We start from the raw sequence: 24875 nt of genomic DNA, 5'->3' as shown, positions 1-24875 counted from the left end.
ATGCGACCCCGTAGCGGGATGCAGGCGCCCCCAACAGGGCGGTCGGGCATTCCCTCCACTGCCCGATCCCCGCTTTGCGGGGCCCCTCGTCCCACGTTCCGGGGCGCGACCGAAAGGGCAAAAAGATGCGATTGGAAGTGAGTGTAATACGGTCGAGGCGCCCCTCCACTGCCCGATCCCCGCTTTGCGGGGCCCCTCGTCCCACGTTCCGGGGCGCGACCGAAAGGGCAAAAAGATGCGATTGGAAGTGAGTGTAATACGGTCGAGGCGCCCCTCCACTGCCCGATCCCCGCTTTGCGGAGCCCCTCGTGCCACGTTCCGGGGCGCGACCGAAAGGACAAAAAGATGCGATTGGAAGTGAGTGTAATACGGTCGAGGCGCCCCTCCACTGCCCGATCCCCGCTTTGCGGGGCCCCTCGTGCCACGTTCCGGGGCGCCTACTTCCGCGACGCGGATCTGATGCCGGGAATGTTTTGTATCAGCCCGAGGACGCGCTGCAACTGGGCCAGGTCAGCAATTTTGAGGGTAAATTGCAGGGATGCGGTAACGTCCCGGCTTCTGGTCCGGGTAGCGGTAACGTCAATTTTTTCGCGGGCTAACGTGTTGGAAATGTCACGTAGCAATCCTTGCCTGTCCAGCGCCTCGATCTCGATATCGACTGAATACCGTCCTTCCTTCGACAAGCCCCAGTCTGCCGCAATGAGCCGTTCGGCGCCTTCTTCATCGAGCCGCGCCAGACTGGCGCACCCTTGGCGGTGAACCGTGACGCCGCGTCCCCGTGTGATAAAACCAATGATGGGATCGGGCGGCGCCGGTTTGCAGCATTTTGCCAGTCCTGTGAGCAGCTTGTCGACGCCGACAATCAGTATGCCGCCTTCGTCCCCGGGTGGCGCAACGGACTTCCGTTCCGCCGGCAAAGCCGCAGCTTGAGCCGATGGTTCGGTCTCGCCGCGTAAAAACGCTTCCAACTGCCGGTTATTAATATCGCCTCGTCCGACAGCGGAGAGAAAGGCATCCAGCGTGGTAAAACCGAATTTGCCGGCCAGCTTCTCTAATCCAAGGGCCGTCATGCCGTGACGCTGCAGTTCCTTGGACACCAACGCTCGGCCTTGCGCCAACAACTGCTCACGCTCCTGGCGAGCGAACCACTGCCTAACCTTGGAGCGAGCATGCCGACTCTTCAGATATCCCAAAGCAGGATTGAGCCAATCCCGGCTTGGCCCGCCCTGCCGGGTCGAAATGATTTCAACCCGTTGCGCGTTGCTTAGCGTGTAGTCAAGCGGAACCATGACATCGTCGACCTTTGCGCCTCGGCAATGATGGCCCAGATCGGTGTGCACGTGATAGGCGAAATCCACCGGTGTGGATCCCTTGGGCAAAGCAATCACAGTGCCCTGTGGAGTCAGCACATACACAGACTCCTCAAACAATGCAGTTTTGAAATGTTCCGCCAGTTCTCCCGCGTCATCAATATCGCTTTTCCATTCCAGGATCTGCCTCAACCATGCGATCTTTTCTTCATACCGCGCATCACGCTTCGCGCCCTCCTTATAGCGCCAGTGTGCCGCAAAGCCCATCTCTGAGTGCTGGTGCATCTCGTGTGTGCGAATTTGCACTTCAACCACTTTCCCTTCCGGACCGGTGACAGTGGTGTGTAATGAACGGTAGTCATTGCCTTTCGGCTTGGCGATGTAGTCATCGAATTCTTTTGGAATGGGCATCCATAAATTGTGTACCACGCCCAAAGCGGCGTAGCAGTCCTTCACCTCGTCCACAAGAATCCTCACCGCCCGGGTATCGTGGATCTCTTTAAATTCTTTGTCCTTGCGCGTCATTTTTTTATGGATACTGTAAATGTGCTTTGGGCGTCCGGTTACTTCAGCCTTGATCCCCGTCCGCTGCAATTCACACTGCAATATATCCACCAGCGAGGCAACATAGTGTTCCCTGCTGAGGCGTGTCTCTTCGAGCAATTCAGCGATTTTTTTGTAGCGCTGAGGTTCAATGATTCGAAAGGAAAAATCCTCCAGCTCCCACTTTATTCGCCATAGCCCCAGGCGATTGGCCAGCGGTGCGAATATGTCCAGCGTTTCATGCGCAATCTCCGCTCGCTCCGCAATGCCATTCCCGGCAATGTACCGCATCGTTTGCACACGTTCCGCCAGCGCGATAACAACGACACGAATATCCTCCGCCATCCCCAGCAGCATTTTTCGTAACGCCTCGACCTGTGCGCGATCTCCGACGGCGCCGCCACCTCTTGCGCTCATTGTCTGGATACGACCCATGCGGGCAACGCCTTCGACCAGATGAGCTACAGTGGGATTGAACGACCCCCGAAGCGCTTCCTTGTATTCATCCATATAATCCGGCACCACACAAAGGACGCCCGCCAATAAGGTATCGATATCTACCCGCAAAGACGCAAGTATCGACACCACGCCGTGCACATGCTGAGCAATCGGCTCGCCAGTGGGCAAGTGTTCGCCTGCATACAGGGGAAGACAGAAGTCGAGCGCTTGCGCGAATACCTCAACTTCGCCCGGGGAAAATATGGGGGTCAGTATTTCAAGCCAGGAAGGCCCACCCTGTTTACTCTGGGCGGCGGGCGAGATCGGCGAAGAAACGACTGCGGGCGCTTCTGAATATGGGTATGAACGCTCGTTCATTCTCCTTGTTGCACCTCATCCTGTAGAGTCAACCATACCAGTAAAAACAGGAAACTGCGTGTTCACCGCAAAAAGCAAGGATCCGGAAGTCTTCTTTAAGTCGCTCGCTGTCCGACGGTCGGCACTAAGCTAGTGATATGAATTATTAGTCAATTCCAGTACGTCATGCCAGTAGCGGCGGCGCAGCGCGCGTGAGGTTTCGACGGCAACATTATCGTCCGCAAAACGCAGCAGTATCGCGCCATCGGCATCGCTGCGCAGCAGCCTGCTTCCGAGTGCCTGATAGCGTTCCACTACAGCATCCTTTGGATGCCCGAAGCGGTTGCGGTAGCCTACAGTGAATATTACCAGCCTGGGATTTACCCGATGGATGAACTCGTCGGTCGAAGATGTTTTACTGCCGTGATGAGGCGCTACCAGAACCGTTGAGGAAAGCGTATGGCCGGCCTGTGCAAGCAGCTGATACTCGGATTGTTTTTCTATATCGGACGGCAGCAGCACACTGCCATGGACCGTACTGATTTTCAGCACGCAGCTCAGCGCATTGGTTTTAAGCCTGGAGTTGCTATAGCTCTGCTCCGACGGATGGAGCATGTCAAACTGTACCCCATCCCACTGCCAGGTTTCGCCGGCCTGGCATCTCTGCTTTTTGGAGGCAGCCAGCTGGATCGGATGATCATTACTCAAGGATGAAACCAGCCATTTCACCGGCACCGCCTGTAGCACTGACAAAGCACCGCCGCTGTGGTCGGTATCGGCATGCGTTACCACCATTGCATCCAGGTGTTTTACCCCCTCCCCGCGCAGAAAAGGAACAATAATTCGATTGCCGCTATCGGATTCGGATCCGGAACCCGGTCCGGCATCGTAGAGAAGCGTATGATTTTCCGTACGCGCAACAACAGCCAGTCCCTGTCCCACATCCAGCACTGAAAGCCACAAATCCCCCGGTCCCGGCTTCGGTGGAAGCGACAGAAACATCGGAAGTAACGCCACCATCCCCAGCCAGCGAGCGGGGAAGCCTCTCACAAACCCCAGGCTTCCCGGTAGCAACATCCATATAATACCGCCGAGGCCGGCCGCAACTGCCCACATCGGCGGTGCATGTTGATTCCAGACTGCGTGCGGTAAATCGCTCATCCATTGCATGAGGTCCATGCAACCGCTCAATATGGCGTGAGCGGGCAACAACATGAAATCGAGTAAGGGCAAGGTTGCGAGCAGCGTCAAGGGAACGACTACCAGACTCACCAGCGGTACCGCTATCGCGTTTGCGATGGGCGAAACCAGCGATACTTGCTGGAACATTGCGAGAAGGGCCGGTATCAGACCAAGCGTGATCGCCCACTGGATCCGCGCCCATTCGGTTATCCAGTGCATCCTGCCGATGCGCCCGACAGAAACCAGCATGATGGTCGCGATCGCGCCGAATGATAACCAGAAGCCGGGCGAAAGTACGGCCCATGGATCAAAAAGCGTGACTGCCAGCAACGCCCAGGTCAAAATCATCGTGGCGGAAGTGAAACGCCTCCACCATAAAGCGGTGGCGACAACCGCAAGCATATAAACGGTGCGTTGTGCCGGAACCGCGAAGCCCGCCAGCAGCGCATAACCGAGCGCCGCCAGGAGCCCTGCAACGGCCGCCGCCTTGCGGGCGGGTAACCACAGCGTCAAGCGGCCATTTCTGCGCCAGGCCCAATACACCAGTGCGAACATCAGGCCTGAAACCATGGTCACGTGGAGGCCGGATATACTCATGAGATGATTTATGCCCGTTCGGGTGAATATCTGCCACTGCTCGGCCGGAATAGCACGCTGATCGCCCACCGCCAGAGCGGCCAGAACACCGGCATACGCATGGTCGGGCAGTGCCTGAGTGAAACGCTCGCGAATTTTCTGACGCAACCGCTCAATCTGGTAAGAGGGCCGATTAACCCTGTCATTCAGACGCACATTCTCATCGGATTCACGCACATAGCCGGTAGCCCGGATATTGTGCTCAAGCGCCCATTCCTCGAAATCAAAACCGTGGGGATTGATACTCCCATGTGGACGCTTGAGCCGTACGGTCAAGCGCCAGCGCTCGCCTGCGTTAACATGGGGGAGATTAACCTGAAGTGGTTCGGTCTTCGTATCCGTCCCGCGATCGCCATACCAGGCGAGTGAAATCCGCTTTGGAACGATAGCGCCGTCGGTAAATGCTTGCTCAACATCGAAAACAAAACGCAGACTGCGCTCGTTAACCTGGGGTAGTTCAGCTACCACCCCGACCAACTGGATATCGCGGCCTTCCCATTCCTGCGGGAGCGCATCTGACAAGCGCCACTGGGCAAAAGCAGCCGCCCAGAAGAACCCCGCGCTCAAGAAAATAGCGGCAAACAGAACTTTGCCAGCGGTTGTAAAAACGGGCTCGTGGGAACGGCAGAGCAGAAATGCCGACGCCGCACCGGGCAATAGCGCCCATGCCCATGAAATTGCGGGCAGCGATGCCTGCTGCTGCAGCAGTACCACCCCGAGCACAAACGCAAGAATGTGGATTTGCATCAGCTATTTTTGCGATTGAGACGCATGCAATTCATGCTTTAAGAGAAGCGACTAAAACGAAACCCGACTGGCCGCGTTGAGCCCCGCCTCGTGATAAATCCTGACCTGACCTGGAGTATTGCGGCGAAAATATGGAATTAATGAGAAGGCTGGAATTCGGCAATATTGGCGATAAATGGTGATTAGATTTGCACGTCCCTTCCATATTTCCGTACACTCATTCAGATGCGAAAATTCTTCAGGAAGTACCTCCCTTCTCATGAGAAGATCCGGCAGAGCCGGTTTGTCGGGCTATTCGGAGAACGGTTGAAACATCATAACCTGTGGCATTTGCACCGCCGGTCGGTAGCAGGAGGCGTGGCGGCCGGCTTGTTCGCCGGCCTGATTCCCGGCAGTAATCCCATACAATTCTTTTTTGCTGCACTGTTCGCCGTCATGTTCAAGGTCAATCTTCCGGTGGCGGTTGTGACAACGCTTTATTCTAATCCTTTCACTGTCGTGCCTATCTATATTGCCGCATATGCCATTGGCGAGTTCGCCATCGGTAACGGCGCCGGCAAGGATCTACCCCAAAACGAGCTTGATCTGACGGATAAAAACATCGGCGAGTGGATCCCCGCATTGATGGACTGGATGGTCTCCCTGGGCAAACCTCTACTGGTGGGCCTGCTCCTGCTGGCACTGTTGCTTTCTCTCACCGGTTATATTGCTGTACGCGCGGGGTGGCGATTCTACGCGATTTATGCGTGGCGCAAACGAGCGCAACGGCGGCACTGAGTCCTGTTTGCATAAGATAAAACCACGGCTGCAACATCAGCGAACCTCTGAATAAATTAAATCCCGCGCGGGCGCGACGGAGGATTTGTTCAGGGTTCCTCAGGCTATCCAGGAGAATACTTTTCCATGTACCCTAGACGCAGGCTTGTCTACCTGTAAGATTTTGCAGTTGGCGAGCAATCTCTTTCCATTATTTAATAGGCTGGGGAAGGTCAATGGGCTGAGGTCATATTTTAAATGCATGGTTCATTATGAATAACAAATTAATTCAACAAATCAGGTCAAAGGTTCGTATATGATTCCCCCATATTGGGAACAGGCTACCCATGAATTGGCTGCGTCCGATGAAGTAATGCAGAAGCTGATCCTTCGTTTCGAGGGTGTGCTGTTGCATTCGCGGGGTGACGCGTTCGGCACCTTAGCCCGATCAATTTTGGGTCAGCAGATCTCCGTAAAGGCGGCTGAAAGCATATGGCAAAAGCTGTCCAACGCGATTGGCGATATTACCCCTCACGCCATTCTTGACGCCGAGCATGGGACATTGCGTGACTGCGGCCTGTCACTCCGGAAAATGGGTTATATCCAGGAGCTATCAAGGCACTTTGTTGACGGGACATTAAATGCCGCCGCATGGAATGAGATGGATGATGAAGCACTCATCGATAAACTGACCCGAATCAAGGGGATCGGACGCTGGACCGCGGAGATGTTCCTGATCTTTCATATGTTGCGTCCCGACGTGCTGCCCATGGACGATCTCGGGTTGCAGCGCGCCTTGAGCATGCACTATAACGCGAACCAGCCTGTAAGCCGGTTAAAGATGCGGGCCATCGCAAAGCCATGGCAACCGTGGCGTTCGGTAGCTACATGGTATTTATGGCGGAGCCTCGAACCCGTACCGGTCGAATATTAAGACGGAAATTCTGGCCGGACTTTATTCGACAAGAATGCCATCTTCGAGCCGCATTACCCGGCCGGCCTTGCCGGCAAGCTCCGGGTCGTGGGTAACAATAACGAGACTTGCGCCCGCACTGCGATTCAGGTCGAGCATCAATTGGAATACTCCTCCCGCCGTGTGCCGATCCAGATTGCCGGTAGGCTCGTCCGCAAGGACGCACGCCGGCTGAGTAACCAGCGCACGCGCGACCGCCGCGCGCTGACGCTCCCCGCCCGACAGCTCCCCTGGTGTATGAGATAGTCGATGGCCGAGGCCTACCTGTTTCAATATGGTTGCCGCATGCTCATATGCTTCGCCGTTTTTCATGCGCCGGATAAGCAACGGCATGGCAACATTTTCCAGGGCGCTGAATTCCGGCAGCAGGTGATGAAATTGATAGATGAAGCCGAGCGACGTGTTACGCAGTCTGCATCGTTCTTCTTCATCAATCGCGGCAATATCGTATTCCATTATGCGAATATCGCCGCCGGTGGGCGCATCCAGTCCACCCAACAGGTGCAGCAAGGTGCTTTTACCTGAACCTGATGCGCCTACCACAGCAAGCGTTTCGCCTGCTGCAATAGTCAAGTCGATTCCCATGAGTACAGGCACCTCGAGCTTACCCTGATAATAGCTCTTACGTAGGCCGCGGCAGGAAATAATAGGTTCACTCATACCGGAGCGCCTCTGCCGGGTTGACTTTGGACGCTCGATAGCTCGGATAAAGCGTGGCTAGCAATGTCAGTACAAAAGACACCGCCGCCACGGTTACCACGTCGGCAAGGTGAAGATCCGAGGGAATCTCGCTGATGTAATAGACTTCCCGTGACAGGAATTGCACGCTGAACACGCGTTCGATCGCCGCTATAACTGCTTCAATATTATATGCAAGCAATACCCCGCCCATCACCCCTAGCGCAGTGCCGACAATGCCGATAAGCGTTCCCTGAACGATAAAAACCTTCATGATGCTGCGCGGGCTGGCACCAAGTGTACGAAGGATCGCGATATCGGATTGCTTGTCGGTCACTGCCATTACAAGAGTAGAAACGATATTGAATGCGGCTACCGCAATGATTAGGGCGAGAATGAGCGACAGCATGCGTTTTTCGATCTGTATCGCCCGAAAATAATTTGCGTGCTGGCGGGTCCAATCGCTGATATGAACATCGGCGGAAATCATGGACACGAGTTCCTGCGCGACTTTAGGTGCTAGGAACAGGTCGCGCAATTTCAACCGTACGCCCGATACCTCATCATTTTCCATACGATAGAGCTTTTTGGCATCTGCCAAATGGATGAGAACCAAGCCTGAGTCGTATTCGAAATGTCCTGCTTCAAAGATTCCGGTAATGGTGAACTGTTTGAGCCGGGGCAATATACCTGCTGGGGTTACCTGACCTTGGGGAGAGATCAACACAATCTTGTCACCCGTAAATACCCCCAGGGCTCGTGCCAATTCTCGACCGATGACAATGCCGAACTGACCCGGCACAAGATCATCAAGCTTTCCATCTATCATCATCCGCCCCAGATCCGCCACGCGATCTTCCATATCAGGCAAGATGCCTCTTACAATAACCCCACTGACGACGTTATTGAACGAAACCATGCCTTGGGCACTGACATAAGGCGCTGCAGCCTCGACTTCGGGATGCTTGCGTGCCTCGTCGGCAATCCGATGCCAGTCAGGTAACCGGCCGTCAAATCCGCTTATCTGAATATGCGATGCCACGCCCAGGATTCTGGAACGAACTTCTTTCTGAAAGCCGTTCATAACCGACATAACCGTGATAAGCGCTGTCATGCCAAGCGTAATACCCAGTAAGGATATGAGTGAAATAAAAGAGATGAAGTGATTGCGGCGCTTGGCGCGCGTGTAGCGCAGCCCAATGAAGAGTTCGTAAGAGGACACTTATCAGCATACCGGTTATGTAAGAGACAACCTCGAAGTTTGCCACATTCCGCCCACGCATAATAGATAACTGCATAGTGCGGGGATGTGTATTGGCTGCATTTGGTGCCCAAGCTTGGCTTGGCGATTACCTCCACCTTCTGTTCAACTGGGTCAACCGGGATTCAGCGGCTTTTTAGCCCGCATCAAAAATTTCCTCGTAACCCCACTACAAAGGCTCTTCCCGGCAATGGGGCGAAATCTTTCAGGAATGAGGTATGCACACGCATTTCTTTGTTGAGCAGGTTTTTGCCTTGCAGGAAAATTCTGATGCCGTTCGATCCGTTTTCTTAATAAGGTAAGTTGCCTCCACGTTCACCAACGTGTAGGTACGGTATGCGGCGAATTCAATTTCTACAAGGGATGCTTTTTGAAAAGCAGACCGCGCCGGACTCGGGGAAACTTATCTGTATATGAACGGATCCTTCGTCGTTACCTGAAGGATACCGGAAAGAGGTAAAGTTTGAATATCGGGGTAAACATACCCGTTGCTGAACCGTGAATAAAGTAGTGGCGAAGCGTGAATGGAATAAAACCGCGTTTCTTCAATCATGACCGGTGCGCACGCCGACGCCAATCCAGCCATGCATCCATTCTCGTACGGTAGTAGTGAAGGCTGTCATGCTGATGCTGTTCCACTGTGTATTTTTTACCGCGCTCGATGATCAGGATGCAGTCATCGTATCCGCTCAGGTTTAGCCGATCGTAATGTTCCTGCATGGCACGGGTCATGGGGTAGTTGTTAGTGAAAAGGGGAATTAATATAACTCGATACGGTAGTTGCCCGAGCTCATCCGTCACTTGAGCTATCAGCTCACGTTTGCCGTGAACAATCGGATCACTCGTGTAAATTATTGAAATTCCGTTGTCCGTCAGTCTGTCTGGCAACTCACGCAGGAGGCGAATGGTAAATTCGATACCGGTATCGCCGCCGCCAATTGGCAACTGTGCCCCGACAGGATGAGGAACATAAGGAGTGTTTGCCGTGATGCAATCGAAGCGTCCTGAAACGTTGGAGAAGAGATCGCTATGTACCGTCTGGATGGTTTTTAACTTGTTTAGGCGGGCGTTTGCCTGCACCATCGCGAGCGCCCTGGGATTGATATCGGCACAAAAAGCCTCTTCGGAATGTCGGGAAAGGGATAGGCCTTGCACGCCGCTACCCGTGCAAAGATCGAGTAATCGCGAAAAGCGGCGACCCCTGCAGTATTTCGCTGCGATGTCGACCATCAAATCGGAATCCCATCCAATATAAATAAAATCGGACTGATCCCTCGATGGGTCACAAATAAAATACATGTTTCCGGCAGGATAACAGCGAACCATCGATCTGACTTCACCATTCGAGAAAGACAAAATCCCGGCATTCTCAAGAACCGTTAAATTATCGTTACTTATAATGGCACTGATCTGATCTGTCGAAACCCTCCGATGGAAGAAAAACAGATCGAACAATATTGCCGGTGAGCGTCCCTTTTCCCACGTCAGCAGAGTCTTATAAAGACCCTGCCAGGGCGATTCTTTCCAGCAGTTAACACCTCCTGTAACAAATTTTGCGAGCCGAATAGGTTCAGAATACCAACGATTACCGCCTGCCTGGGGCAACCTGGTTGCGCATTCATACTGGGAATCATGCAAAATAGACGAGAGAACGGCAGCGGCCTCCCGTGTGAGGCCCGCAGGTTGGAAACGAGCCGCCGTGTGGCTTATTACTTCGCTTTCATGTGTGAACGATGTATCGATCGGTTCCGTCCGTGCTGAGTGTCAGCCTATTGGCTTATTGTAAATAATGAGGGTTAGCAGCCAAAGACGCGTTTGCGGACTGAATCTATCATACTACGAATCTGCCGCACAAGTTGAGGGGCATCTTTTTATGGAGAAAAACAAACTGCTCCGACTTATAGACTGATACCCAATGAGCTTTCGATTTTGACCTGTTTACATTATATCCTTACCCTCGAAAGGTACGGTATAAAGCGTATGTAACCAGGCGCATATCGAAATGCATTTTCACGAAACAGCCTGGGGCCGAGGCACCCGAACCGCTTACGCAGGCATAGGCGCAAGCTTGCAACCGTAAACTCTATTTGCAGTCTGCTTGCATTCAGCAACGAATGCGGAGTTGGTTAGTTAGGTAACATCTATATGGGAAAGCTAAGGCTGGCTTTTATTCGATTTATCATGACGCTGGCTGGCACCCTGTCTGGCGCTTTACCGGCGCTCGCCAATACCATCCATACGGGTAATCCCCATAATTATCTTGCCAAGATAAAGATGCTGGGGCCAGGCAGCCACCTTCGGCTTAAACCCGGGGAGTACAAAGGTGGCCTGCCTATTCAATATCTCCAGGGTACCGCGCAAGCGCCGATTACGATTTCTGGGCCTGATAGCGGACCACGCCCGGTTTTCGTGGCACGGCCGAGACATAATACGATCAGTATCGTCAATTCGAGCTATATAACACTTCGCAATCTTGATCTCGACGGTCGCGATCTTCCAGTGGATGGCGTGAAATGCGAGGGGCATGCTGATTGGGCGCATCACATCAACCTTGACGGACTCCGCGTTTTCCGTCACGGCAATAACCAACAGACGGTAGGGATTTCGACCAAATGCCCTGCATGGGGCTGGGTAATTCGCCGCAACGTGATCGCAGGAGCAGGAACCGGCCTGTACCTTGGGGATTCGGACGGGCGCGCACCGTTTGTTGGAGGGCTGATCGAACACAATTTGATCGTCGACACGCAAGGATACAATCTGCAGATCAAGCATCAACAGACACGTCCGATGGTGCCGGATATGCCCCGCACGCCTGATGCGACGACCATTCGTCATAATGTTTTCAGTAAAGCGGGGGGCGGTTCTACCAAAGAGATGGCGAGGCCCAACGTATTGGTGGGACATTGGCCGTTATCAGGACCAGGGTCGGATGACCTGTACCTGGTTTACGGCAATTTTTTTTACCAGAATCCGGATGAATCGTTGTTCCAGGGCGAGGGCAATATCGCTTTGTATAATAACTTATTGATTAATAACTTCGGCGACGCCGTACGAATTCAACCGCATAATGATACGACACGCGAGGTCAGCGTATTCTACAACACGGTGATTGCGGCTGGTGCCGGTATCCGGCTTAAGCGCAGAGAGGGGGATCCACCTTATCCACAGTTGATCGCCGGTAATGCGATTTTTTCTCCGGTTCCTTTAGCTGGACATACCGGCGAGAATAACCTTATTGGGGGATATGAAGCTGCACGTGAATATCTCGCGAAGCCATTCTCTCCACTAGGGGAGATGGATCTGACTCCGCTGCCGGGCAAGGTGAAGTCGCTATTAATAGACATTATCCGGCTGAGGATCTACCCGGAATCGGAAAATGATTTTGATGGCAGTTTGCACGGAGCGTGCCGAATTGGCGCCTATGCACTCAATAAGTCCAGCCCGCGCTGGATGCCAGCGCTGCAAATCAAGCCAGCGCCTGCAATGCAATAACGTCCTGTCGCCCTGTCTGAAGGGGTGTCGCAAAGTAGAAAATTATGTGATTAAGTCAGTGTCTGCCATGATGATGGAATTTCCGCCCGCTACGCTCGTAAATTATAAGAAAATGCAATGCGTATTCTGTTAGTCATCGCACTACTGATCGCTTACGGATCGTTATATCCAGGCGACTTTTCTTCATCCGGCAAAGGTGCTGTAACAAACTTCCTGACCGATTGGCGCTGGTTTACTTCTTTAGGAGATGTACTAGGTAATATCGCCCTGTTTATTCCACTTGGATTGGCAAGTATATTTTTTGCTTCAGCCAGACCGAATGCCTCCGCTCGCATCGTTTGGCCGCTTTTTCTGGCGTTCGTTTACTCTTTCGCTCTTCAGTTAGCTCAAGTGTGGCTACCTTCCCGCTCCGCAGCGCTGGCGGATGTGGCATGGAACATGGCGGGGATGACGTTCGGTATGGCCGTGGCGCATCTGATAGAAAAGCGTCGCGTGGACACCAGGCGTCCATTTGATTCTATGTTAATTATTCCTCAATTGATATTGATATTGTGGCTGATTAACGAATTATTTCCACTTGTACCTTCTCTGGATTTACAAAAATTCAGGGATGCGCTGAAGCCATTTTTCCTCGGGTTTAACTTTTCTTTTCCGGAAGCCTTCATGCACGCGGCTGCCGCAGTTGCCGCCGGCAGCGCTTTCATCGCGCTGGGAAGGCGACCGGCTTGGTGGTTGGGCGGACTGCTCATACTGATCCTGGCAGGCAAGCTTGCCATCCTGAATTTGGTCCTGGATGCGTCGGTTGTCATAGGGCTGGCAGCAGGATACGCAGGCTGTTTGGCTGCGCTTCGCCTCGGCGGTACCAAAATCTTTCATGCAGCGTTCTGGTCGCTACTGGCAGCCTGGACCATTATTTCGATAACGCCTTTTGTTCCTGCTCGGGATGGAATTTTGAACGCCATCCCTTTCGCAACCATGCTTCGCGGATCACTGGAGGGCGCTACTCAACAGCTCACCCAATCGTTATTTATTTATACTGCTCTGCTATGGCTTGCGCAAATGACGGGAATAGGTATTAGAAAAGCGACCGCGGGGTTAATCATATGGTCGTGCTTGATTGAGCTAGTCCAGATGGGCTTCTTGGGCCGTACGGCAGATGTAACAGAACCAATTTTGGTACTGCTGATTAGCTGGGTCTTGAGTGTGTCGAAGCAGAGCCATCCGAAACAAACGGCGCTGGAACCCGAAGGGCCAATACCACAACCATATATCGTTGCGATCCCTGCGGAGATTAGTGGAAGACGCACGCTTGGTTTGCTGGCAATGGGAATAGCTATATGCGCGCTGATCGGCTGGCTAATTGTTCAGTCTGCATTGATACCCTATAACGTCCGCGAGCTCGTATATGAAGGTCATCCCTTTCGCTCACTGATATTGCTCGCAGCCCTGTTGTATTGGTCGATCGGTTTTCCTGTTTTGATTGCGCAATGGCTGACACGGGGAAACATATATCTTCTCAGTCTGCCCGCCCTCGTATTACTGCATGGGTTAGTTGCATGGGTGTTGCTACGATCTGCCGTACCTGACGAAAGCATCCATGACATTGTTGGATCCCCTGTATTGGCTTGGCCGCGGGACTTCGAACTGCTTGGCCGCTTTCTGGCATTGTTCAGTTTCTGGAGCGTAGCAACGACAGCGGGCAGTCTCACAGCCGCATGGCATATCCTTCCTGGGGCGAAGTCAGCGTTATTGGGCTGGGCTATTGGAGCCTGCCTGCTTATTCCGATTTCATATTACGTTGTAGTAACTGCCGCCTCCACGGACAATCTGGTCGAGCTGATAGCGAATAATGGCAGCCTAAGTTCGTTTTTGATAATTGGCCTGGCAGTAGCGGAAATATCGTTTGGAGGTTCGAAAGGGGCACTGGCATTAATTCCGGGGGCACCGTGGCGGAAGAGCGCTGCCGCATGGGTGTTAGCCATGGGAGTCTTGGCCTATGTCGCTCTTTATTTCGGAACCGAACAAGTAATTATTAAATATAACCAGATATTTTCCGCGTTACAGTTCTTGCTGAGCAGTGATCGCTCGCACTTGGCTCAACCAAACGAGCTGATAATTCGCTATATGGCACTATATGGCTTCGTTGTCGCAGCGATCGTGGTAGTACAAAATCCGCTTTGGCGTTGGGTCATGTCGCCGCGCCGCGGTTGACTCAAGATCCTCACGGCGCTGAGCGAAAGCTCAGCCCGATTCTTGCGGTGCCTGGCGCTATCAATAAACGGCCACCCAAGGTACATACTACCATTGCCCGGTTGTTCCAGCCCGCATGCTCAAAAGCTGCCACTGAGGGAACATTGGTCGCCCGTACATGCGCGATAATTCGCTGAACGTTATGCGTTGACAAATCGCCCACAGCGGCAGCGATCAATCGCTTTGCGGCGCCCTGGCGACGAAATGCTGGCCACGTGTATAAATACTTTAGAAAAGTATCCGTTTCACCCATGCCGAGATGCAGAGGTGGTGAATCAATCCGGCAGACAGGGCCTCGCTCAATCGTAAGCTGCGCTGCCAGCGAATCGCCAATCAGTAATAGATGTAAACTTCCACCGCGCTTAAGAAGTTGTTCCGGTTTCGAACCGCATTGGCCGGCCACCTGTTCGATGATATCGCTTCTGAAATTAGACAGTTTCTCTTCAGTGTAAAAACTTAAATAACGCCAGCCAGACGGTAGTTTGAGAAATGCGCTTGGCTGAGCCAGTATCCAGACAATACGAAACGCTTCCACCCGGACGAGCAGTTTCAGGGCAAAATAAATGGCAGCGCGAAATCCTCCTGGGCCTCTCAGAAATTCCAGCTTTTCTTTCAGCATGGCTTAGTTTTCACCTGCGGAGCGCTTGACGGCTGCGACGCGAACCATCCGCTTGATGCGCTCTTTCAGGCCAGTTTTATCAAGCAAGCGTCCTATTGTTTCGGATAAAAGATTTACTGCCACAAGCGTGTGCGCGTAAACCGTGCCGGGCCAACCGCGTGGAATCAGATAATAATGCCTCTCCTCTCGGGAGTTATTTGACATTCTCTGCTTGTATAAACTGTCCCCAGGCAGAAAATCAAAGCGACGAATACCGTCCGCCAATAGATCGGCCATGACTTCAGTATGAAGATAAATGCCGGGTTGCAGTTTGGAGATATCCGGATCGTACCCGACGCTGTGCCCGTGATAGGTATGACCATCATAATAGCCAACCCCGAACGCGATCGGGCTTTTACCAATCCAGAGAACGTACGCCCGCAGCCAGCCGCCGGCCGCTGTAGCACGAAGGTGCGCAACGTGAGCGGGAGTATTTTCCAGTCCGAGGCCGAGCAAATGGTACTGATAAGTCTTACGGGACACTTGCGCCAGAGCTGCAGCTAACTCGTCAGCTTGTTGCGGCTCAGTATAACGGACCAATGTTACCGTTTCTCCTGCCTTGACACTAAAATTCTTGCGTGTTCGGCGCACATCCTCACGAGTTTTGCTTCCGAGCGTCCGGAGGTAATCTTCAAATTGCGCCCCCGCTGGCAGTTCAACGAGCCGCCGTGTATAGGCAGGGCCGTAGGGCACCACATGGAATAAATCGAAAACCGCGCTATCCGGCGATGTCAGCAGCTCAGCAAGAGGCGAGCCCAGTCGTACCCCTTCAAAGAATACTACGCCGCGTCTTCCTATTGTTTCGCTAAGCGGTTTGAACAATCCGGCCAATAGTGCTTGGTTCTCACATAAAGGCCCCCCCTGGATGGTATATCTCAGTACGGGAATATGGAAAATAGTGGTTTCGCCCAAGCAGTAGGCAAGCGCACTCTGGTGAACAAAAAAAGGAGCGTACCCGCACGGCCGGTATTCATCACCCAGCAGGAAATACTGAACATATTTGTCCACCCCATTTACACGACTGCTTAACCAGCTCGGATCCAATTCAAGGGGTACCGGACCAAGCAGGGATAAGTCAGGGGCACTACCTAAGGCTCTAGCTATCCGCCATTGGGTCATGTCTTTCCTTGAATGCTGCAATATTTCAAGACATCAGATTCAGAATCGTATCGTCTTACTGAGGGCTAGCGGGCTGCCCAGCTTATCACTAGTAAGTTTTCCTGAATGGTCGGCCGCGTGGGTACCATAGCGAGAATTCATTGCGAGGGTTGCTGTTATGAAGTAAGCAAACAGCTGCTCTGATGGGTCCTGCAGCGAAATCATAAAGGATAGAGCGTTCTTTTCCCTTATATGCTGCTCTTTAAAGGTTTGCGGCGGAACGCCTCAACCGAAAAACCAAGTATCTCCCCTATAGAAGGGAAAGCCTTTATCGCATTTCATTTCAAACCGACCAATATTATACACAGGCTGATTCCCATGAAAGAATGCATTTGAGGCGCTCCAGGAATGAGTTTGTATCTCACAACGAAATTCCAGAGTCCCATTGCCAGATTACATAGGACGACCGACCCAATGAGCCCTCGCAGATACGCGACCATCCATGCATAGCGTCGATGGGCCCGGGGTAATAGGCGTGAATATAAATTATAAGGAAGAAGCGCGGGGCCGAACGAGCCGATTGTTCGATATTTTCGATGGTCCTGACAATCATGGACTCATCGTACGGGTTGTTTATGAAGCATACAGTCGGGTACTCAGGCAGGCAGAAGGTTGTTGCATCAGCACGTACTGGTTTGATATTGAAGCATTTTTGCGCAGGATTGCGGTAGGTATGGACATTTCGTACTGCCATTTCATGGAGTTCATGGCTGTATTCGACTCCTATGATTTCTTTAAACGGATAACTTGCCGCCACAAATAACGCCCGACCTTTCCCCGAACCGAGATCGAGAAAAAGAAAGTTGCTAAGATCGAGACCAGGGAGCATCCCAAATAGCGTCCGCATCTGTCCTTCGGTCACGGGTTCATAACCCTTAGCATGTGCCTTAAGGTCTTCCTCTGCGGTTAAGAACTCCGGCTCTTCAGTACCAGCGGTTTCTACATTGAATCGGCGGTCGAATGACTGGTCAAAAGGATGACTACTCTTCCAGTACTTGCCTGTCGCGATCAGGCCAAGATTGTAGGTCACCAGTCGGACGAAATCCGAGACTGAACGACGTCGCCACGCGCGAATGACTCGACTGAACAACAAAATGTCGCGTTTCATCGCCTTCCGGCCTCAAGCTTAAAGCATTCTTTGAACAAGCCCTCGAGGTTGCCAATGTGGGCGCCAGGGTTTTGTAGGAATGGTGGCCCGGCAGCACAAAGGCTCTCCGACACACCGCATTCCCTTCGCGAGAGTCGGTCATGCTGCACACCCGTATACGACATGACGCTACGGTGAACCGAACGCCCACTGCTGATATGCCTCTTCATCGGCAGGAAGAAGCGCAAGCGATGATCTACCGTATACTGCGACGTCAAACTCATGAGTCAGTCCCATAACGGTCAGTTGCGCCTCCTGAGACTCGTACAGGGCTCCGCTATGACCCCTTTCAACTCCATCTGCAGCATCAACCTGCAGCCCTATTTGTACGAAATACGTTCCCGATACAAATTCGTCAACACAATACTTTTCCTGTGCGCTCGTTTTACGGTGGTAGCAATAACTATTCCATCTCGTAAACTCATGAAAGTAAACAGCGTATTTGCTTCCGGGCTATAATGTGTAAGATTTCCCGACACTTATGATGCTCACCGTACGATGCCGACCGGCGAATCGAACTGATTAGCAAAATTCAGCTCCAGTCTGGCTGGCGGGCGGACAGCTTGTCTTTGGATTTACTTGGAACGATGGCAGCCGTGATGGATGATGCCGCCGAAGCAGCCGGGTATATTAGCGTGGCGAAGACCCATACTGGCTGCTTAGCCTCGGGCGGCGAAGCCCGTTAAAAATCCGAGCTGGCATCCCGCGCGCGGTACGGCCTTTCTGTTAGCTTCAAATCATCAAATTGATGGCTTGTTTACCGCAGCACAAGCGTTGGCTCCTTCACGACGTCCACATGCGTTTCGGCGTATGCTGTAGCTGACTCGCTATAAATAAATAGATTGAGCAAGGCAAATGGAAAAGTTGTGTTGATCAGGCTTGGCGGCCATGTCGTCGTCATCCGCTACCTGCTACGTCATCCAGTGCTCGCTTCAAGTCATCGGTGAATCGATTAACTCGGGTAATACCGAAGACGGAGAGGTCAAGGCGAAGAGGTTAATAGGAGGGAAGGAAGATCGATTCAGCATTCGACTGAGCACATTCACACAATCATGGTTGAGGAAACCGAGGGAATTTTTTAACGCTGAAATTTCCAATGTTATTCTTAAGGCAATATTCTCGTTAGCTTTAACCGGAAGGATTCCTTCCGGTAAATCAGATGCATCTCAATCACTGTTGCCACTCGTTTCCATTCAGCGCGTTCAAACGCACGCAAGGAAGGCTTATTAGACCACCAAATACGGGCGTATAAACACTTAAACCCTCGCTGATACATATCTAGAGTAGCAAATTTTATAAGGCTGCTAGCAATACCGCGCCCCCGCATTTCGGGCAAAACGACTATCTGCACGAGCTTGGCCTCTCCCTCTGAGAGCGGCCAAAAATTTCTTGCGCTATAACGCTCGCCATACCAGAAAAAACATAAGGCTATGACCCGGGAGCCCTCCATGCAAGCGTACGCGCGAGAACAATCGCCGTGATACCATGCCTGCTGAGCAATTATTTCATCTTCGGAATTAACAATTACTTTCTGTCCTATCGGCTCAAGCCGAAGCCCCATATCAAGTGCTTGTATCTCACCTGTATATTCTTGCCCATAGATGTGGTAGAAAGAATAGTCTTGAAATATAGCTTGAGCCAATCTCTTGATGAAATTCGCCATGGGTTTACTATGGTCTACTTACTCATATCGAATAAACCGGCATCGTAGCAGCTTCTGTAAACACCATACATTGGACTTTAGTACAGTAAGAAAACCTTTTGAATAACTTTCCGACATAAGCGGAGTTGCAGCTCGGGCACTCTATAGCTTCGCCGATGAGATGTTCTTTGTGGATGAGCCGGATCTTGGAAAGAAGCAGACAATTGGAGCTGGCATTGCTGGATCCAGAAGATCTGTAAGAGAAATGCTTCAGCTGACGCCCAGTTTTATTGAAATGCCACCGTGCCATTGTTATTCACCCTAAAAACCGGGCATATCACCTGATGCCGAGTTTCCTGGCGCTCGGAATGAACGGAATCTTGTCGATATCTCCTCCGGCACCTTCGAGCACGACAGCGTGACTGAAGGCGCACCCAGGAATAATCATTTCCCAAACCGCATTAGCCTTCTTACCGCCGGCTTTATACCGTACTGATCCAGCATATCGCCTGTTACTTTACTCAACTTGTTAATCGTTCTCTGGGTATGCACCAAGAACATATTGCGCAGGTTGCTGCATAGAAAAAAAACATTGGCGCACTGAATATTATCCGTAGCGAAAAGCTTTTTATGGTCGGACTGTCCTTCGGTAAAATCGAAAAAACGAAATAACTTTTCACCAAATAGATGTTCCAGAGCAATCCATTGCAAAATTGTACCTACGGAAAAATTCATGTAGCTGGGGTCATATCCAAGAAACGCGTAAATGACAACGCCATTGGTGACGGGACAATAGAGGTAAGATACAGGCCGGCTCGCATGGAAGAGAATGAACCCGCGTACACGGCCCTGCCGGGCGAGCTGTTCCATTTCCAAACAAAAATTCTCGGAATCGGGCAGACCCGCATCAAGCAACTTTTCCTGATAGGTTATTTCGGAAACAGCGCGAGCTAATCGAAAGAATTCGGACATCTCGCCAACATCCTTGTACACCTTCCATGAAATCTCACCGCCACAATAATCTTTATATTTTCTGATCTTGCGATTGAGCGTCGAGCGCGTCTTGGATGAAAATTTGGCCGTGTATTCGGAAAATGACGTTCGCATATCGATGTAGTAGCGCATGTATCGGGATGATACGTAGCAAAGATAATCGCCCCGCTTTTCAAACACCGGCTGCTTGCCGGTAATGCGAAGCGACCGTATCAGAAATCCCTGACTGCCAAGCTGAAGAGGATCCGCTGGGGGTATCAGCTCTGAGACAGGCAGATCGTCGTCATCGAGTCCGACCTCGCGTACTTGTAACCAGAGTTCAGGCGCAAGCAGTGCAGTATCCCCAAGCTGAAGCTTTACAGGCACCTTCTGATATTGCCAAGCCTGGCTCAATTAAAGCCTCGCCGTATACCCTGCTCCAGCATTCTCAGCCCGGTCTTCCACACCGGTGAGACCAGGGGAGCTGGCTGTGAACATGCTAGATCGGGGACTAATCCATTAAACCCCCGGACATGAAAACAATCCCGATGGCGATCAAGAAAAGAGCAGAGTTTGCGGAAGCGCGTTACCACGATATCATCCGGCCGGTTCATGCCGCCATTCAGCAATTCAAAATTATGAGAAAGAATAACGAATGCCTTACGTCCGGATTCCAGTGCCTGCCACAGCAAACCTTCCATTTCCCCATAAGAACAGGCGGTCAACTGTACATGACGCAATGAGCGAGCGCTGCTACGGAAGACCGTCATGGGATACTCATAGACATCTTCGCACTCAGCAGGCTCTACAAGCATGACGCCAGGGGAGACTCCGCTATCACGTCCAAACATGCTGGCGTTGTAGCTGCTGTCGAAAGTAATACGATTCCTGGCGAGCGCGTGCAGCGTATCCCGGTTGAAGCCAAAGCTTCCAGCGCGGAATGCTTTTACAATGGGAGCTCCGGCCAACTCGATTAACTTTGCTCCTGCCTGAATCAGGATGGTTTGCTCGTCTAAGGAAAAGTAGCGCAGAAACTGCTTCTTGCCTGCGATGCTGTCGAGCAAGGGCTGACGAGACTCATCCACCCACTCGGTATGCAGGTGAAGTTGTATTTCATGCCCATGCTTTTGAATGAGACCGATGATTTCCGCCAACGGGTCCGGGCCAAACCGGGTCGAGAAGAGCGATTCGACGAAAAACACTCCTGTTAGGCCATGTTCCCGCAATTGATATAACTGATACGGTAAACCATAGTTGCCTCTCGACGTAGGACCATAGACATACCGTTGAAACGCGCTTGGAAACTTGGCGTCAATGCCATCCCATCCATCGCACCAGACCTCTACGTCAACGGTAAAAAATACGTCCAGCATTTTATTGAACCTCTAAAACCGATATTGAGGCAGAGGAAGAATGCGGCCGGCGGCCTGGCGATGATCGGATCGTCCGTACAGGGAGAAATATTTGAGGTTGGGCTCGTCCGTTCCGCCGGCACAGCACAGTTCCAGCATTCCGTTATTGGGCATGGGTTATGCCACCTTGCGATCTTCCTTACGTGAACGTGGCTGCTCCATATCGAGCACGTTGCGCAAAAAAGATTCGAACATTAGCAGTGTCCAAAGCGGAGCGCTATGGTCGCGCCGCCCCGACTGGTGCTGGTCGAGCATCTGGCTTATATAGGTCCGGTTGAATAATCCGGTATCCGATAAAACCGGACCCATTAACGCATTGTTCAATCTCTCGCGCAACGGACCACGAAACCAGCTTGCCAGCGGAACGGCAAAACCCATCTTATCGCGGTACAGGATCTCATTGGAAAGATGAGGTTCCAGAGCTTTCTTGAATACGTATTTGCCTTCATGTCCGTGAAGCTTGAACGAAGCCGGCAGGCCGGATATCCATTCGACCAGCTTATGATCGAGCAGTGGCACCCGCACCTCCAAAGCGTGCGCCATGCTCGCTCGGTCAACTTTGGTAAGGATATCTCCGACAAGGTAGGTTTTCATGTCCAGGTATTGCACCCGCGACAGGGCGTCCTGTACAGGGCATTTTTCAGCATGCATACGCAACACCTCCACCGCTTGATAACCCTGAAGGCTGCGATTGAACGAAGGGCTGAACAGGCTTTGGCGCATCCTGTCTTTAACGATGGATACGCCATGAAAATAACCCTCCACCGAATCTCGGGCGAGTGCCTCGAAGGTGGATTTTGCCCTCAGAAACTTGGGCGCCCAGTCAGCCTTGGGATACAGACTGCCCAACAACCCAAACATTGGCTTGCAAAGCCCGAACGGTAGCGCGGACCTCATCCGATCTTCATAGAGATGCCAGCGATAACGGCGGTAGCCGGCGAGGTTCTCGTCCCCGCCATCTCCTGACAATGCAACGGTTACGCGTTTCCTCGCCAGCTCGCAAACCCGATAGGTGGGCATGGCCGAGCTGTCAGCAAAAGGCTCATCATAAATCGAAGCCAGCTTGTCTATCAGGTCAAAGTCGTCATGGTTCACCTGCTCTACATTATGGCTAGTATGGTAGCGATCAGCCACACTTTGCGCATATTGCGATTCGTTGAAAGCAGGGTCACCGAAAGAGATGGAGCATGTATTGACCGGTTCCTTCATGAGGTTGGCCATCATCGCAACCACCGCGCTTGAATCTACACCACCAGACAGGAAAGCTCCAAGGGGCACCTCGGTCATAAGGTGAATCTTGACCGATTCGCGCAGCCGTATAGTCAGCTCTTCCTGCGCCTCGGCCATACTGAGCGGCTCGTGCGGAACAAATGGTATATCCCAGTATTGGCGCAGCTGCGGCACATTTTGCCCGCAGTGGAGTTTCAGGGTATGAGCTGGGGGCAGTTTGAAAGCCTGCCGAAATATCGTCTTTGGCTCAGGTATATAACCGTAACCAAAATAATCTTCGATCGCATACGGGTCGAGCTCCCGCAGAAAATCCGGATGAGCTAGTAAAGCCTTAAGCTCGGAACCAAAAATGAATGTGCCATCTTTGAGCAGGCTGTAGTACAGGGGTTTGATGCCAAGCCGATCCCGGGCAAGAAACAACAGCTCACGATTACGGTCCCATAAACCGAATGCAAACATGCCTCTGAAGCGATCTACGCAATTCTCACCCCACTCTTCCCAGGCATGCACGATGACCTCGGTATCACAATGGGTACGGAAAATATGGCCGGCGGCGGCAAGCTCCCTGGCAAGATCCTGGAAATTATAGATTTCCCCATTGAAGATGACGACGACGCTGCCGTCCTCGTTGAAAAGCGGTTGTTGGCCGCTGGATACATCCATGATCGAGAGGCGGCGATGACCCAGGCCGACACCCGGCTCGGTGTACAACTCACCTTCATCGGGCCCGCGATGTGCCTGAATCTGATTCATGCGCTCCAGGAGCCGACGGTCGAACTCCCTCTTGCCGCGCGTATCAAATAGGCCGACGATTCCACACATGCTGGTTTTCCTTTATCTCAACTTTGTCTGCATAACACCTTGTCATAGACCCGGAGATAGCCCTTCGTCATGGCCTCGATGCTGAAGCTTGCCTGAATCTGTTCTCGCGCTGCCGACCCATGGCTGGCGATCAGCTCGGGATGCTTATAATAGCTCAATATGGCTGTCATCATGGCCGCTGGCGCGTCTGGCGGAATAAGTGTTCCAGTAACTCCTTCTTTTATCAGTTCCACATTTCCGCCAACCCTGGTCGCTATGACTGGCAAACCAGTGGACATGGCTTCGAGAATGGTGTTGGAAATGCCTTCGCCGAGCGAGGGAAGCACGAACAAATCCATAGCCCGCATCAGCTCCGGAATGTCTGCGCGCTCACCTGGAAACCAGCCAAGGGCTTCCGCTCCCGCTTCACGTAACATATTGACGCACTTCCCACGTGAATTCCCATCCCCGATTATCAGGAGCCGAAGTCGTTGGCGAGCTGAAGGTTCTTCTTTCAACAGCATCAGAAAAGCCTGAACCAAACAGGGAAAATTTTTTACATCCGCCATTCTTCCAACACTTCCAATAACAAATGTATTGTCAGCAATAAATCCTTCCGGTATACCTCCAATGCGCCCGGCTGCAAAAATATGGTGGTTGCGCGGGGAAAAACGTGTACTGTCGACGCCGTTGTAGATCTGGTTGACGCGGACGGGTGTTGCACCAATAGTATTGACGAGCCAGTTTTCCAGATCTTTGCTAACGGCAATGAAATCGGTCACTAAAGGGCAAATCGCCTTGCGCAGTAAGTTGTATTTACGGTTTTTCCCATGCAAGTCAAAAATGTCGCGACCGTGTTCCCCGTGCACGCGTGCCCGTGCGCCCGTAATGGCGGCGATGACCTGGCCCTCCATCGTGCCAAGGTTGCGGGTGTGCACGATATCTGGCCTCAGCCGCCTGAATGCCTTAAAAAGAGCGACGTAAAGATTGAGGTCGTTTCCCTCACGCTTGTTCAACGCTATAATTTCCACATCATGCCTGATGATCCTCCTGCGAAAGTCGGAATATCCCTTGAGGCAAACGATGGCATGGCGGTAACGCTCCGTCGGAATATGGTTGATCAGATTGATGAGTCCGTTTTCCAGGCCGCCTACACCTAAATGGTAAATCACATGAACAACAAGGGGAGGCTGTTCAAGGACTTCCGCGGATCTTGTTTGACCTGCCATTTA

18 protein-coding genes are annotated in these 24875 nt (G+C 52.2%); 4 read left to right on the top strand and 14 right to left on the bottom strand.

All coding sequences use genetic code 11. The features are described 5' to 3' along the window. Positions 1-437 precede the first annotated feature (437 nt). Positions 438-2669, bottom strand: coding sequence for a RelA/SpoT family protein (locus tag BMX00_RS00585; RefSeq protein WP_090825830.1), 2232 nt, complete (start codon positions 2667-2669; stop codon positions 438-440). A gap of 129 nt (positions 2670-2798) precedes the next feature. Beyond that, a complete protein-coding gene (locus BMX00_RS00580; protein WP_090825827.1) occupies positions 2799-5213 on the bottom strand; it encodes a DNA internalization-related competence protein ComEC/Rec2 in 2415 nt (804 codons plus the stop codon). Between the two features lie 306 nt (positions 5214-5519). Between BMX00_RS00580 and BMX00_RS00575 the strand changes: the two genes are divergently transcribed. Both BMX00_RS00575 and BMX00_RS00570 read left to right on the top strand, forming a co-directional pair. Then, complete coding sequence (locus BMX00_RS00575) at positions 5520-5990, top strand: DUF2062 domain-containing protein (protein WP_245727470.1); 471 nt, start codon at positions 5520-5522, stop codon at positions 5988-5990. 295 nt (positions 5991-6285) lie between these two features. Further along, entirely contained in the window at positions 6286-6903 is a 618-nt protein-coding gene (locus tag BMX00_RS00570; protein ID WP_090825820.1) for a DNA-3-methyladenine glycosylase family protein, read from the top strand. Positions 6904-6924: 21 nt separating this feature from the next. Here the strand turns inward: BMX00_RS00570 and lolD are convergent, their stop codons facing one another. The 3 genes from lolD to BMX00_RS00550 all read right to left on the bottom strand — a co-directional run bounded on the left by lolD (position 6925) and on the right by BMX00_RS00550 (position 10111). Further along, positions 6925-7602 carry a lipoprotein-releasing ABC transporter ATP-binding protein LolD gene (gene lolD / locus BMX00_RS00565; protein ID WP_090825815.1) on the bottom strand — a complete coding sequence of 226 codons (678 nt, stop codon included), beginning with the start codon at positions 7600-7602 and terminating at the stop codon, positions 6925-6927. Continuing rightward, positions 7595-8842 carry a lipoprotein-releasing ABC transporter permease subunit gene (locus BMX00_RS00560; RefSeq protein ID WP_090825812.1) on the bottom strand — a complete coding sequence of 416 codons (1248 nt, stop codon included), beginning with the start codon at positions 8840-8842 and terminating at the stop codon, positions 7595-7597. The genes lolD and BMX00_RS00560 overlap by 8 nt, the downstream gene beginning before the upstream one ends. A gap of 588 nt (positions 8843-9430) precedes the next feature. Beyond that, a complete protein-coding gene (locus BMX00_RS00550; RefSeq protein WP_177171727.1) occupies positions 9431-10111 on the bottom strand; it encodes a methyltransferase in 681 nt (226 codons plus the stop codon). A gap of 915 nt (positions 10112-11026) precedes the next feature. Here BMX00_RS00550 and BMX00_RS00545 point away from each other — a divergent pair. Both BMX00_RS00545 and BMX00_RS00540 read left to right on the top strand, forming a co-directional pair. Then, positions 11027-12373, top strand: a complete 1347-nt coding sequence (locus BMX00_RS00545; protein ID WP_090825807.1) for a right-handed parallel beta-helix repeat-containing protein — start codon at positions 11027-11029, stop codon at positions 12371-12373. A 117-nt stretch (positions 12374-12490) separates the two neighbouring features. Beyond that, the gene (locus BMX00_RS00540; protein ID WP_090825804.1) at positions 12491-14584 is read left to right on the top strand and encodes a VanZ family protein; all 2094 of its coding nucleotides are present in this window, start codon (positions 12491-12493) and stop codon (positions 14582-14584) included. 10 nt (positions 14585-14594) lie between these two features. On the opposite strand, the gene BMX00_RS00535 is transcribed toward BMX00_RS00540, so the two are convergent. The 9 genes from BMX00_RS00535 to BMX00_RS00500 form a co-directional block, all read right to left on the bottom strand. Then, positions 14595-15242 carry a GNAT family N-acetyltransferase gene (locus tag BMX00_RS00535; RefSeq protein ID WP_090825798.1) on the bottom strand — a complete coding sequence of 216 codons (648 nt, stop codon included), beginning with the start codon at positions 15240-15242 and terminating at the stop codon, positions 14595-14597. A gap of 3 nt (positions 15243-15245) precedes the next feature. Beyond that, complete coding sequence (locus BMX00_RS00530) at positions 15246-16400, bottom strand: GNAT family N-acetyltransferase (protein WP_090825795.1); 1155 nt, start codon at positions 16398-16400, stop codon at positions 15246-15248. 400 nt (positions 16401-16800) lie between these two features. Then, a complete protein-coding gene (locus tag BMX00_RS00525) occupies positions 16801-17547 on the bottom strand; it encodes a class I SAM-dependent methyltransferase (protein ID WP_090825793.1) in 747 nt (248 codons plus the stop codon). A 1144-nt stretch (positions 17548-18691) separates the two neighbouring features. Beyond that, on the bottom strand, positions 18692-19249 hold the full coding sequence (locus BMX00_RS00520; protein ID WP_090825790.1) for a GNAT family N-acetyltransferase: 558 nt from the start codon (positions 19247-19249) through the stop codon (positions 18692-18694). A gap of 423 nt (positions 19250-19672) precedes the next feature. After that, on the bottom strand, positions 19673-20614 hold the full coding sequence (locus BMX00_RS00515; RefSeq protein WP_090825787.1) for a GNAT family N-acetyltransferase: 942 nt from the start codon (positions 20612-20614) through the stop codon (positions 19673-19675). Continuing rightward, on the bottom strand, positions 20611-21573 hold the full coding sequence (locus tag BMX00_RS00510) for a polysaccharide deacetylase family protein (protein ID WP_090825784.1): 963 nt from the start codon (positions 21571-21573) through the stop codon (positions 20611-20613). The genes BMX00_RS00515 and BMX00_RS00510 overlap by 4 nt, the downstream gene beginning before the upstream one ends. A gap of 12 nt (positions 21574-21585) precedes the next feature. After that, on the bottom strand, positions 21586-21726 hold the full coding sequence (locus BMX00_RS14465; protein ID WP_177171726.1) for a hypothetical protein: 141 nt from the start codon (positions 21724-21726) through the stop codon (positions 21586-21588). A 3-nt stretch (positions 21727-21729) separates the two neighbouring features. Beyond that, the gene (locus tag BMX00_RS00505) at positions 21730-23664 is read right to left on the bottom strand and encodes an XrtA/PEP-CTERM system amidotransferase (RefSeq protein ID WP_090825781.1); all 1935 of its coding nucleotides are present in this window, start codon (positions 23662-23664) and stop codon (positions 21730-21732) included. A gap of 17 nt (positions 23665-23681) precedes the next feature. Next, the gene (locus BMX00_RS00500) at positions 23682-24872 is read right to left on the bottom strand and encodes a TIGR03088 family PEP-CTERM/XrtA system glycosyltransferase (protein WP_090825778.1); all 1191 of its coding nucleotides are present in this window, start codon (positions 24870-24872) and stop codon (positions 23682-23684) included. Positions 24873-24875: the final 3 nt, after the last annotated feature.

Source organism: Nitrosovibrio tenuis (assembly GCF_900109785.1).
Classification (GTDB): Bacteria; Pseudomonadota; Gammaproteobacteria; order Burkholderiales; family Nitrosomonadaceae; genus Nitrosospira; species Nitrosospira tenuis_A.
Note: the sequence above shows the minus strand (reverse complement) of the source record. Positions and strands in the feature narration are given on the sequence as shown.